The organism is Photobacterium sp. TY1-4, assembly GCF_025398175.1.
Lineage (GTDB): Bacteria > Pseudomonadota > Gammaproteobacteria > Enterobacterales > Vibrionaceae > Photobacterium.
In genome coordinates, this window is record NZ_CP099734.1 from 2,936,315 (window position 1) to 2,948,475 (window position 12,161).

Sequence of the window (12,161 nt, forward strand, 5' to 3'; positions counted from 1 at the left end):
CAGTTAAGGATCGGTTGACTGATCCTTCTGATGCGTCAAAATCGGAAATCATTTACTGGTTTCCGGTTTTTTTATGCCCTTAGCTTCCGCACTCACAGATTTTCTTGAAGAGTCTCCTGTCGATATCTCCCAGCTGACCACTTTCTCTGAACACGTTCCCGACGAGTGGGTTGCCAGAGCTACATCTTTATCGACTCAGGCAACCATCAGACGAAGACGGCTCCCCAGTGATATGGTGCTCTGGCTTATTGTCGGTATGGCCTTTTTCCGCAATGAGCCTATAGCTGAAGTGGCCCGCCGTATGAATGTCTGTGCCGAAGGGTTGGCAAACGAGGAACTCCTGGCCAAGAGTGCTCTGACACAAGCCCGTCAGCGACTGGGAAAGGAAGCGCCTAAATGGCTGTTCAAACAGTGTGCTCAGGTATGGGGTAAAGAAAGGTACCCGGAAGACAGCTGGAATAAACTTCAGGTTTTTGCTGTTGATGGGGCTCTGTTCAGGACCCCGGATACCCCCGGGCTTCGCGAACACTTCGGTTCGGGAAACACATCCGGAAAGCGCCAGACACCTTACCCTGTACTCCGTCTTGTCACCATGATGAACGTGCGTTCCCATATCATCATTGATGCCGATATCAGCCCTTATCGCCGAGGTGAAATACCGCTGGCCCAACCCTTTATCAACTCGCTGCCGGATAACTCGGTGACTTTGCTGGATAAGGGATTTTACGGAGCAAGCCTGTTGCTGGGCATCTCTGCCAGCGGGGCAAACCGACATTGGCTTATTCCTGCTAAAAAAGGCGTGGTATACACACTTCTCGACGAGGAGGAAACCAATGACAACCTTATCGAGATGAAGGTCTCGCCCCAAGCGAGAAAGAAGAATCCGACCCTTCCTGAGAAATGGCAGGTACGGGCAGTCACCTATGAGGTAGACGGGAAAGAGAAAACGGTTTTCACCTCCCTGCCAAGAGAGATGTACAGCGCCGAGCAGGTTGCCACCCTATACCACGAACGCTGGGAGATTGAACTGGGCTACCGCGATATAAAGAGCTCCATGCAGCACAATTCTCTTACCTTGCGGAGCAAAACGGTCGAGCTGGTTTATCAAGAGTTATGGGGGTTGCTTCTCGGCTACAACCTGGTCAGGAGAGAGGCAAGCCAGGCGGCTGTGGCGCATGACAGAGCCCCCACAGAAATAAGCTTCAAGTACGCCTGCCAGTTTATTGCAAGTCAGCTCAGGGTAATGAGTAAGGCACTGTCACCGGGAAACACGCCCAAGAGGCTAAAGGCACTACGGGGGGACCTGTCAGTGCTCTTCAAGGAAAATCGCCCCAGGCCATCTAGGCCCAGGGCAGTTAAGATATCAAAGACCCGCTACCCGGTTAATCGCCATGCAGCTCCCCTTAAGTGAACTGCATTGCCCGCAGATGCGGGGCTTTTGTCATTTAACGGCCGCTACACTCACCTCAGGCTTTTTGAGGCCCGGGCCTATGCTTAGAGACCCAGAGCTCTGCTGAGGCCTAGAAATCTATGCAGAGCTCTAAAGAGCAACGCTGAGACCAGGAATGGATCCCCTTAGGCCGAAAACAGAGACCTAGACCGAAAACGGATACTTGATCGCTTCGTGGTGCTGATAGCCCGTGACTTCAAAATCATCCAGCGTCACCCAGGTTTCGAGATCGTCAAGTGAGCGGATCTCCGGGTTGATCTTCAGCTGCGGGGACGGGAACGGCTCGCGCTTGAGCTGCACATCCCGCATCAACGGCAGCTGATCCTCATAGATGTGCGCATTGATGATCTTGTGATAGGCCTGTCCCGGCTTGTGGCCGGTAATTTGCGCCATCAGCGCCAGCAGCGTAAAGACCTGAACCTGATTGAAGTTCAGCCCCAGTGGGACATCACAGGAGCGTTGATAGCTGGTGAGATGAAGCGTATCCCCCAGTAGGGAGAAGGTATGGGTGTGCATGCACGGGCGCAGACAACCGCGATCAAACTCGCCCGGGTTATAAAAAGTCAGGATTTCCCCGCGGTCATCAATGCCGCGGCTGAGATCATCGACGATTTTTCGCAGCTGATCGACCGTCGAGCCATCCGGCTTCTGCCACCGACGCCCCTGAACCCCGTACACCCGACCCATATCATCCTCACCTTGCCGGTGCGGGTTATTCAGCCAGGCTTCATTCTCGTTGGCGTTGGCATTCCAGGTGTTACAACCAATCGCACGAAACTGCGCAGCACTGTCATAGCCACGCAGATAGCCCAGCAGCTCGGCAATTGCGGCTTTCCAGAAACTTTTGCGCGTGGTGATCAACGGGAACTGGTTGTTCGCGACATCATAACTCAAATCGGCATTCACCACCGTCAGACAACGCTTCCCGGTCCGTTCATTTTCAACCCATACACCGTCATCAACAATGCGCTGACAGAGCGCTAAATACTGCTTCATTTTCCCACCCGTTGTTCGTTGCGCCGCACCGCTGCGGTACACTGTTGGCTCAATTTTATCAGAATGAACGAAAACAGGCAGCCGAAAGGCTGCCTGTCATCAACGGCTCATTCCCTCGGTGCAACCGGGGGATTTCACGGCTTATGCCGTTTTGTTGCTTGGTTGAAACTTATACGCCCACAGCATCAGCAACAGACCGCCGATCACCATCGGCAGTGACAGGATCTGCCCCATGCTGATCCAACCGCCAAACAGCCCCAGGTGCGCATCCGGTTCGCGGAAATACTCGACAATAAAACGGAAGCTGCCGTACCCCAGCAGGAACAGGCCCGATACCGCCCCGGCCGGACGCGGCTTGCGAATAAAGATATTGAGGATGAGCAACAACACCAGCCCTTCGAGGAAGAACTCATATAGCTGCGACGGGTGGCGTGGCAATGGTCCGCCAGTCGGGAATACCATGGCCCACGGCACGTCCGTGGTCCGTCCCCACAGCTCACCGTTGATGAAGTTGCCGAGCCGGCCAACCCCAAGGCCGAAAGGGACCAGCGGCGCGACAAAATCAGCCACGTTGAAGAAAGTCCGCCCCTGCTTGTGGGCATACCAGAACATCGCCGTAATCACCCCGAGCAATCCGCCGTGGAACGACATGCCGCCGGTCCAGACTTTAAATAGATACAGTGGATCGGCCAGGAACAGATCAAAGTTATAGAACAGGACATAACCTATGCGCCCACCCAGCACCACGCCAAGGAATCCAGCGAACAGCAAGTCGCTGACCTGCTCACGGGTCCAGCCACTGCCCGGCTTATCTGCCCGGCGATTGGCCAGCCACATGGCGAACAGGAACCCCAGTAAGTACATCAGCCCATACCAGCGCACTGCCAGCGGGCCGATTTCAATGACCACCGGGTCAATATTCGGAAACGTTAAATAACCTTGGCTCATTCAATCAATCTCAGTCAATCAGGCACCCGCCGGATGGCGGATGACCCGTTCAATCATTATCCCAAAAACATCTTGATACTGATACACAGCAAAAAGACCGCAAAAATTTTCTTCAGTGTCGCCGTCGGTAACTGGCTCACCAAAGCAGCCCCATAACGGGTGGTCACCATGGAGGTGATCACTATCCCGGCCAGGGCCGGCAAATACACATAACCGAGGCTCAGACTCGGCAGCGCCTCATCGCCGACACCGGCAGCAATAAACCCGACCATACCCGCGACCGCAATCAGGGCACCGGACAGGGCCGCACTACCAATGGCCCGCCGCATTTCGACCCCATGCGCACTCAGATAAGGCACCGTCAGCGAGCCACCGCCAATCCCAGCCAGGCTGGAGACAACGCCAATCACCCCGCCACTGCACACGGTCGCCAGCCGACCGGGCAGCGGCCGCGGGCTGGTCACGCGCATCGACATCAACATCTGCAACGCCAGCAGCAGTACAATCACCGCAAATATTTTCGGCAATAAGGCCGTCGGCACCAATTCGGCAATCACACTACCGCATCCCCCGCCAACAATCACCCCGGGCGCCAGACTTTTCACGATCGTAAAGTCGACATTGCCCAGGCGAAGATGGTTCCGCGCCGATGCGCCGGAAGTCAGCACAATACTGGCCAGCGATGTGGCCAGGGCAATATGCATCACCAAGCCCGCATCAATCCCCGCCTGCGGCAACAGCCAGACCAGCGCCGGCACGACCACCAGGCCACCGCCAATTCCCAATAACCCGGCCAGCACGCCAACACAACCACCTAACCCCAAACACATGGCAAACAGCCACCAGGCACTCTCTGTCATCTTTTCCTTCTACTTCCCTGCGCGGATAAAACCGCCTAAACCTTGGGCATCAACAAAAGCGGTAATTTTATCCCGCACTTCATTACCAAACGTCGCTTGCAACGCAAACTGGCTAAGCTGCTCCATGTCCTGAACTGAGATATGGCGCAGCAGATATTTGATCCGGGCAACGTTACGGGTATTCATACTCAGGGAGCGATAGCCCATCCCCACCAGCAGCAACGCACCAATCGGGTCCCCGGCTAATTCACCACACACGCTGACCGGCATCCCCATCTTCCCGGCCGTTTCTTCAATCTGCTTGAGGGCATGCAACACTGCCGGATGCAACGCATCATAGACACTGGCAACCCGGGCATTGTTCCGATCCACCGCCAGTAAATACTGCGTTAAGTCATTACTGCCGACGGAGATAAAATCCACTTTGCCACGCAGCGCCGGAAGCTGATACAAAATCGACGGCACCTCGATCATGATCCCGAGCCGCGGCCGCTTCAGGGTTTGCCCTTGCGCCTGGGCGTACTTGGCGACTTCCTGATACGCCCGGTCAATCAGGGCCTTGGAGTCATCGAGCTCGGCGATGCCGGAAATCATCGGCAACAGGATATCCATATTATCCAGGCCGATACTGGCTTTGAGCATGGCCCGCACCTGGATCAGGAATATTTCCGGGTGATCTAAGGTAAAGCGGATCCCCCGCCAGCCGAGAAACGGATTATCTTCCTCAATCGTCAGGTAAGGCAGCGGTTTATCGCCCCCGACATCCAGGGTCCGCATCACCACTTGTTTCTCACGGTAAGTCGACAGAATCGAGCGATACTGGGCCGTCTGCTCTTCTTCCGACGGGAAACTACGCTGGAGCAGGAACGGGACTTCCGTCCGGTACAGGCCGACCCCGTCAACACCCTCGTTGACGGCAATACTGGTGTCGGCACTGAGACCGGCATTGAGATGAATATAAACGCGCTGCTGATCCTGGGTATAGGTGGCTTTCCCCAGCTCCTGCTCGACCCGTGCCGACAGCTCGTCCTCTTCGCGCATCAGGCGCCGGTATTCGGTCAGCACATGGCGGTCCGGATTGACCAGCAAGTCACCGCGGTAACCATCGACGATCACCTGACGGCCATGCACCAGTTCCGGCACAAAATCCACCCCCATAATCGCCGGGATCCCCAACGCACGCGACAGGATCGCCGCATGGGAGTTGGCCGCGCCCTCCTGGGCGACCACCGCCGCCAGCTTGTCACGCGGAACGCTGGCCAGCATCGCCGCCGTCAGTTCCCGGGTCAGCAGCACAACCGGCTCGTCCCAGTCCCGCTCATGCACTTCACTGTTATGAAGAAAGAACAACAAGCGCTGGCCCAGCTCACGAATGTCCTGCGCCCGCTCCTTGAGATAATCGTCTTTCATATTGGCAAAGCGATCTGAATAAGCTTCCACCACCTGGCGGATCGCCCACTCGGCCATATCCCGGCGGGCCACTCGGGCAAACAAATCCTTGCGCAGCATGGGATCATTGAGTAAATGGCTGAACAGGTCGAAAATCGCCAGTGTTTCTTTGTGCAGCTCGCTGTCAAAGCGCTTGCGCAGGCGGCGAAACTCGTTACTGGCCAGTTCGATGGCGATACTCAGCCGCTCTTGCTCGGCTTCGATATCCAGACAGGACGCCGGCAGCACATGATCCAGTCGCGGCTGGTTGTCATCCCACCAGGCATTGGCGACAGCGACCCCGCTGGAGGCCGCAGAGCCGATCAGATGCAGCCCGTTGCGTTGATCCGGCCACATCCCCTGCGCCTTGGCATGCGCCAGAACCATGGCCAGCTGGGCTGCCAGGGTGATCAGAAAGGATTCTTCACTTTCATCAAATTCGCGCCGCTGGTGCTGCTGGATCACCAGCACGCCCAGGACCTGACGCTGATGAATAATCGGGGTGCCGAAAAAGGAGCCGAACAGCTCCTCGCCGATGCCGGGCATATGTTTGAAATGGGGATGATGATGGGCGTCAGCCACATTGATCGGCTCGGCCGTGCGTCCGACCAGTCCGACCAGCCCTTCATCAAAGGCGAGCGAGACTTGGTGATGGGGCTTGGTCAGCCCCTGAGTCGCCATCAGGGTAAACTGACGTCGCTCATAATCGGCGATATACACCGAGCAGCAATCCGTCTTCATGGCCTGGCAAGTGCTGACCACCAGTTGATCGAGCGCTTCGATCAGACTGGGCGCACTGGCGACTTTCTCCACAATTTCTCTCAGCTGCGTCAGCATAATTCACCTTATCCGGGTTGCCCGGGCTACCCTCGCCGGTTCCTGCGCTTCCCCTTGCGCTCCTTCCTTTCTTTGAACGGCATCGCCATGGCCGCAAACTCCTTTAACGCCCGTCGATAGACATCACGTTTGAAGGACACAACCTGTCGCACCGGGTACCAGTAACTCACCCACCGCCAACCATCAAACTCCGGCGTGTTGCCACGCTGCATATTCACCTTTGACTCATCGCATTCCAGGCTGAGCAAAAACCATTTCTGTTTTTGCCCGATACAAACAGGCTTCGAGTCCCACCGTACCAGACGTTTCGGTAATTTATATCGCAACCAGTGGCGGCTGGATGCCAAAATCCGTACATCTTTTTTGGTAAGCCCTACTTCCTCATACAATTCCCGGTACATGGCCTGCTCAGGCGTTTCCCCTTCATCGATGCCACCTTGGGGAAATTGCCAGGAATGTTGTCCATATCGTCGAGCCCAGAATACTTGGCCATGGCTATTACAGATCACAATCCCTACATTAGGGCGGTATCCATCGCCATCAATCACTGGACGACCTCAAGTATAAATCTTTATTAACAGTGATTTTTTCACAGACGTTGCAATGGGTAAACAAACATTCTAATTAATAACTGTTTTTTCCTACAAAACCCGCAGTTTCTGGATAACTTGTGCGACATGGGGAGTTTATAAACAGGTAAATGAGACCCACCCCACATTTATACACGATTTCTGTGGATAGATTTGTGAAGAAGCTGACATCTGCCATACTTTTGATGACACACCTATTAATAACCCTTCTCGTCAACCGAATAACTACCGACACAAAGTCACATAAAAACATGCAATTAAATAATCATACAAATACACGTTATTCCTTTCCGAACAGATCCTCCGCCCCGAGAAACGGATCGGTTAAATATCAACCAATCTAAAATTTATCCACATCCATTACGTCAAAACGCTCATAAAGCAACCACAACAATGACTAATATCGCAGCAAACCCCTGGATGTATACCCAGATCCAGCGCACTGAAAAAATTTGCCACCGGTCCTGTGGATATCTTTCCTCCTGCGCTGCCCCGAAACCGCGGATCCTCCGCTTTCCCGGTACTGCTGCGTCCGGCCTCTGTTCGCTGAGACGCGGGCGCCGCCGATACACGCAAGGGATGCCTATTATCAGCTTAGATGGGCTGTGTTAGTATGCCCCCCCAGATCCCATTGTTTCACCAGACCCAGATAAACTATGCGTCCAATTCCCCGTTCCGAGCAGGAACTGCTCGACCGCGCCCATGCGCTGGCTGGCTGCACCTTTGATGAACTGGCCGCTCAAGCCGGCATGGTGACGCCGCCGGATCTTCGCCGCGATAAAGGCTGGGTCGGCCAGTTGCTGGAATGGCACCTCGGCGCATCCGCCGGCAGCAGGCCGGTGCCCGATTTTGTCGAGCTGGGCATTGAGCTGAAAACCATTCCGATCAGCTATAGCGGCAGACCACTGGAAACCACCTTCGTCTGTGTGGCCCCGCTCGTCGGCCTGCAAGGCGTCACCTGGGAGAACAGCCATATCCGGCATAAACTGGCGCGGGTGTTGTGGATCCCGGTTGAAGGTGAACGGGATATTCCGCTGGGAGATCGTCGGGTTGGCTCCCCGCTGCTCTGGAGCCCGTCGGCAGATGAAGAGCAACGACTACGCCATGACTGGGAAGAGCTGATGGATATGATTGTGCTGGGCCAGGTAGAAACTATTACCGCCCGCCACGGAGAGGTATTACAGCTTCGGCCTAAAGCCGCGAACGGTAAAGCTCTCACCGAAGCCTACGGCGCCAACGGCCAGATCATTCTAACCCGTCCCCGCGGCTTTTACCTGAAAACCAACTTTACCGCCGAGCTCCTGTCACGCGCCTTCTTGCTATAACCAGGCAGCTATAAGGCAATCGTCATATCTTCGCGGCATTCAGACAACTGACCATCAGGCGAAAATTCATCATAGGGATCGGTCACCCGCAGGATCACGGAGGTTACCCCTAACGGCCGCAACAGATCCTTCACCTGCTCGATCGACTGGAACCGGATCATTTCCTCATTATCATGTTTCAGGGGTTCGAGCTGATTTTTGAACTCCACTTCCATCAGGTAGTCGGAGCATCCCGCATAGCTGGTTAAAATACAGGTCGGCACACTGCCACCGTCCGCTTTCAGCCAGTGCTTTAACTGAGATAATTTCATTGCATCTCCTCGGAACACCGCAGTCAAACTGCCGGTCGTCAATAGGGCGGCTTCGTGCAGCGCGATGCCTTCATGGATCGCCACGTACCGTGTTTAACTATGTGTCAGGTTCGCTCTATCGGCAAGGTCGGTGGCGTAAATTGACTTTGATTTCGATTTATTTCATTGCCTTGGCTTCAGGACAGGTTATAGTCAGACAATCACACGCCAGTCCAAGGAGGGCTCATGGACTATCATCGACTCCCCCACTCCGCGCTCGAAGTCAGTAAAATCTGCCTCGGCACCATGACCTTCGGTGAACAGAACACCGAAGCCGATGCGCATAGCCAACTGGATTTTGCCTTTGAGCGCGGCGTCAATTTTATTGATACCGCCGAAATGTATCCGGTGCCGCCGAAACCGGACACCCAGGGGCTGACCGAAACCTACATCGGTAATTGGCTGAAAAAAACCGGCCATCGGGATAAAGTCGTGCTGGCAACCAAAGTCGCCGGTCCGCGAGGGGTGCCGCATATCCGCGACAACATGGCACTGGATCGCCGCAATATTCATGATGCCGTAGAAACCAGCCTGAACCGGCTGCAAACCGACTACATCGATCTGTATCAGCTGCACTGGCCGCAGCGGGAAACCAACTGCTTTGGCAAGCTCAACTACCAGTACCAGGAGGATCACTCCGGCGTGACGCTCACCGACAGCCTGGAAGCCCTGGCTGAATTGGTGCGGGCGGGCAAAGTCCGTTATATCGGCTTATCCAACGAGACCCCCTGGGGGGTGATGTCGTTCCTGCGCCTGGCGGAAAAGCACGGATTGCCCCGGGTCATTACGATTCAGAACCCTTACAACCTGCTCAACCGCAGCTTTGAAGTCGGGCTGTCCGAGATCAGCCACCACGAGGGCGTTGAACTGCTGGCCTACTCCCCGCTGGCTTTCGGCACCCTGAGCGGGAAGTACCTCGATGGTGCACGCCCAGCCGGGGCCCGCTGTACCCTGTTCGAGCGCTTCTCACGCTATTTCACGCCGCAGGGTGTCGCGGCCACCCAAGCTTATGTGGATATCGCCCGCAAGCACGGCCTCGACCCGGCTCAGATGGCACTGGCGTTTGTCAATCAGCGTCCTTTTGTGGCCGCCAATATCATCGGCGCCACCAACCTGGCCCAGCTCGAAGCCAATATCAACAGTATCGATCTGCACCTGAGCGAGGAAGTGCTCAGCGATTTGGAAGCCGCCGGGATCACTTATTCCAATCCGTGCCCCTGAGTGCCTCGTGCGGATTGAGCTCATGAAAAAGCCCCCGATTCACGGGCAATGCAGTTCACTTAAGGGGAGCTGCATGGCGATTAACCGGGTAGCGGGTCTTTGATATCTTAACTGCCCTGGGCCTAGATGGCCTGGGGCGATTTTCCTTGAAGAGCACTGACAGGTCCCCCCGTAGTGCCTTTAGCCTCTTGGGCGTGTTTCCCGGTGACAGTGCCTTACTCATTACCCTGAGCTGACTTGCAATAAACTGGCAGGCGTACTTGAAGCTTATTTCTGTGGGGGCTCTGTCATGCGCCACAGCCGCCTGGCTTGCCTCTCTCCTGACCAGGTTGTAGCCGAGAAGCAACCCCCATAACTCTTGATAAACCAGCTCGACCGTTTTGCTCCGCAAGGTAAGAGAATTGTGCTGCATGGAGCTCTTTATATCGCGGTAGCCCAGTTCAATCTCCCAGCGTTCGTGGTATAGGGTGGCAACCTGCTCGGCGCTGTACATCTCTCTTGGCAGGGAGGTGAAAACCGTTTTCTCTTTCCCGTCTACCTCATAGGTGACTGCCCGTACCTGCCATTTCTCAGGAAGGGTCGGATTCTTCTTTCTCGCTTGGGGCGAGACCTTCATCTCGATAAGGTTGTCATTGGTTTCCTCCTCGTCGAGAAGTGTGTATACCACGCCTTTTTTAGCAGGAATAAGCCAATGTCGGTTTGCCCCGCTGGCAGAGATGCCCAGCAACAGGCTTGCTCCGTAAAATCCCTTATCCAGCAAAGTCACCGAGTTATCCGGCAGCGAGTTGATAAAGGGTTGGGCCAGCGGTATTTCACCTCGGCGATAAGGGCTGATATCGGCATCAATGATGATATGGGAACGCACGTTCATCATGGTGACAAGACGGAGTACAGGGTAAGGTGTCTGGCGCTTTCCGGATGTGTTTCCCGAACCGAAGTGTTCGCGAAGCCCGGGGGTATCCGGGGTCCTGAACAGAGCCCCATCAACAGCAAAAACCTGAAGTTTATTCCAGCTGTCTTCCGGGTACCTTTCTTTACCCCATACCTGAGCACACTGTTTGAACAGCCATTTAGGCGCTTCCTTTCCCAGTCGCTGACGGGCTTGTGTCAGAGCACTCTTGGCCAGGAGTTCCTCGTTTGCCAACCCTTCGGCACAGACATTCATACGGCGGGCCACTTCAGCTATAGGCTCATTGCGGAAAAAGGCCATACCGACAATAAGCCAGAGCACCATATCACTGGGGAGCCGTCTTCGTCTGATGGTTGCCTGAGTCGATAAAGATGTAGCTCTGGCAACCCACTCGTCGGGAACGTGTTCAGAGAAAGTGGTCAGCTGGGAGATATCGACAGGAGACTCTTCAAGAAAATCTGTGAGTGCGGAAGCTAAGGGCATAAAAAAACCGGAAACCAGTAAATGATTTCCGATTTTGACGCATCAGAAGGATCAGTCAACCGATCCTTAACTGATCAGCATTGCCGATTCACGGGGGCTTTTTCCTTTCAGCATTTAGCATTTAGCATTTAGCTTGCACCTTACTCCGGAGACACCGTAGCAAGGTGCCGACATTACGTGACCCATCGCGATTGATAGCCCCGTCTGAGACGGCGGGCCAGACGACCGGCTCTATCGGCAGGAAACGCATAGTCCACCCGGTTATCAGCGGCGATCCCGATGTCCTGTTTCAGATGCAGCGACAGGTTAGGCATATGCACCCTGACTCGACTGTGTTGGCGCCGCCACTGGGCTTCTTCCCGTTGAACATCCAGACGGATCAATAAAACGGCCAGGCGTAAATAGACTGATTGACGCATAAGTATACTCTCCATGTTAAACGTTGGAGGGTCACAGAGTCTGCCGGGAGAGGCTGAATAAAATCGTCGCCGCGACAGATCTCCGCGGCCCGAGGTTACAGCGGAAAACTGTTAAATGTTGGTGTGTTTCGAGGTATCGCCAGCAGGACACTTCGAGTTCAGATCACTGATTTTCATCTTGTTTCCTCCTGGTCAATAAAAATGGGTGAGAATGGTTTCATTGTAACCAGCCAAACGAATAAAACAAGCATATGTTAGCACTCAATTGCATAAATATGGTTTTGTCCTATTTCATTCGGCATCAGGCTTGCGAATGCCTTGGATCTCACTAAGATCTTAATACT

Annotated in this window: 11 protein-coding genes; 3 read left to right on the forward strand and 8 right to left on the reverse strand. The window is 54.7% G+C overall.

Annotated features, from left to right (window positions below; all coding sequences use genetic code 11):
- Positions 1 to 73 precede the first annotated feature (73 nt).
- Complete coding sequence (locus tag NH461_RS13715; protein ID WP_261600266.1) at positions 74 to 1,411, forward strand: IS4 family transposase; 1,338 nt, start codon at positions 74 to 76, stop codon at positions 1,409 to 1,411.
- A 183-nt stretch (positions 1,412 to 1,594) separates the two neighbouring features.
- On the opposite strand, the gene NH461_RS13720 is transcribed toward NH461_RS13715, so the two are convergent.
- The 5 genes from NH461_RS13720 to rppH all read right to left on the reverse strand — a co-directional run bounded on the left by NH461_RS13720 (position 1,595) and on the right by rppH (position 7,067).
- Positions 1,595 to 2,446 (reverse strand): thymidylate synthase, encoded by an 852-nt coding sequence (locus NH461_RS13720; RefSeq protein ID WP_261600888.1) that lies wholly within the window; start codon positions 2,444 to 2,446, stop codon positions 1,595 to 1,597.
- Positions 2,447 to 2,587: 141 nt separating this feature from the next.
- Positions 2,588 to 3,394 (reverse strand): prolipoprotein diacylglyceryl transferase, encoded by an 807-nt coding sequence (gene lgt, locus NH461_RS13725; RefSeq protein WP_261600889.1) that lies wholly within the window; start codon positions 3,392 to 3,394, stop codon positions 2,588 to 2,590.
- A gap of 56 nt (positions 3,395 to 3,450) precedes the next feature.
- A complete protein-coding gene (locus tag NH461_RS13730; RefSeq protein WP_261600890.1) occupies positions 3,451 to 4,254 on the reverse strand; it encodes a sulfite exporter TauE/SafE family protein in 804 nt (267 codons plus the stop codon).
- A 9-nt stretch (positions 4,255 to 4,263) separates the two neighbouring features.
- Positions 4,264 to 6,519, reverse strand: a complete 2,256-nt coding sequence (gene ptsP / locus NH461_RS13735) for a phosphoenolpyruvate--protein phosphotransferase (protein ID WP_261600891.1) — start codon at positions 6,517 to 6,519, stop codon at positions 4,264 to 4,266.
- A 26-nt stretch (positions 6,520 to 6,545) separates the two neighbouring features.
- Entirely contained in the window at positions 6,546 to 7,067 is a 522-nt protein-coding gene (gene rppH, locus NH461_RS13740; protein ID WP_255388501.1) for an RNA pyrophosphohydrolase, read from the reverse strand.
- 698 nt (positions 7,068 to 7,765) lie between these two features.
- Between rppH and mutH the strand changes: the two genes are divergently transcribed.
- Entirely contained in the window at positions 7,766 to 8,434 is a 669-nt protein-coding gene (mutH, locus tag NH461_RS13745; RefSeq protein ID WP_261600892.1) for a DNA mismatch repair endonuclease MutH, read from the forward strand.
- An 8-nt stretch (positions 8,435 to 8,442) separates the two neighbouring features.
- On the opposite strand, the gene NH461_RS13750 is transcribed toward mutH, so the two are convergent.
- Positions 8,443 to 8,745 (reverse strand): DUF6482 family protein, encoded by a 303-nt coding sequence (locus NH461_RS13750; RefSeq protein ID WP_261600893.1) that lies wholly within the window; start codon positions 8,743 to 8,745, stop codon positions 8,443 to 8,445.
- Between the two features lie 225 nt (positions 8,746 to 8,970).
- On the opposite strand from NH461_RS13750, the gene NH461_RS13755 reads away from it, so the two are divergent.
- Complete coding sequence (locus NH461_RS13755) at positions 8,971 to 10,005, forward strand: NADP(H)-dependent aldo-keto reductase (RefSeq protein WP_261600894.1); 1,035 nt, start codon at positions 8,971 to 8,973, stop codon at positions 10,003 to 10,005.
- A gap of 55 nt (positions 10,006 to 10,060) precedes the next feature.
- Here the strand turns inward: NH461_RS13755 and NH461_RS13760 are convergent, their stop codons facing one another.
- Entirely contained in the window at positions 10,061 to 11,398 is a 1,338-nt protein-coding gene (locus tag NH461_RS13760) for an IS4 family transposase (RefSeq protein WP_261600266.1), read from the reverse strand.
- A gap of 173 nt (positions 11,399 to 11,571) precedes the next feature.
- Entirely contained in the window at positions 11,572 to 11,817 is a 246-nt protein-coding gene (locus NH461_RS13765) for a hypothetical protein (RefSeq protein WP_261600895.1), read from the reverse strand.
- Positions 11,818 to 12,161 lie beyond the last annotated feature (344 nt).

Excerpts from the sequence above, each read along its gene's own strand:
- ptsP (WP_261600891.1), bottom strand. The coding sequence starts at position 6,519 with ATGCTGACGCAGCTGAGAGAAATTGTGGAGAAAGTCGCCAGTGCGCCC.
- NH461_RS13720 (WP_261600888.1), bottom strand. The coding sequence starts at position 2,446 with ATGAAGCAGTATTTAGCGCTCTGTCAGCGCATTGTTGATGACGGTGTA.
- NH461_RS13760 (WP_261600266.1), bottom strand. The coding sequence starts at position 11,398 with ATGCCCTTAGCTTCCGCACTCACAGATTTTCTTGAAGAGTCTCCTGTC.
- lgt (WP_261600889.1), bottom strand. The coding sequence starts at position 3,394 with ATGAGCCAAGGTTATTTAACGTTTCCGAATATTGACCCGGTGGTCATT.
- NH461_RS13765 (WP_261600895.1), bottom strand. The coding sequence starts at position 11,817 with ATGCGTCAATCAGTCTATTTACGCCTGGCCGTTTTATTGATCCGTCTG.
- NH461_RS13715 (WP_261600266.1), top strand. The coding sequence starts at position 74 with ATGCCCTTAGCTTCCGCACTCACAGATTTTCTTGAAGAGTCTCCTGTC.
- NH461_RS13730 (WP_261600890.1), bottom strand. The coding sequence starts at position 4,254 with ATGACAGAGAGTGCCTGGTGGCTGTTTGCCATGTGTTTGGGGTTAGGT.
- NH461_RS13750 (WP_261600893.1), bottom strand. The coding sequence starts at position 8,745 with ATGAAATTATCTCAGTTAAAGCACTGGCTGAAAGCGGACGGTGGCAGT.
- mutH (WP_261600892.1), top strand. The coding sequence starts at position 7,766 with ATGCGTCCAATTCCCCGTTCCGAGCAGGAACTGCTCGACCGCGCCCAT.
- NH461_RS13755 (WP_261600894.1), top strand. The coding sequence starts at position 8,971 with ATGGACTATCATCGACTCCCCCACTCCGCGCTCGAAGTCAGTAAAATC.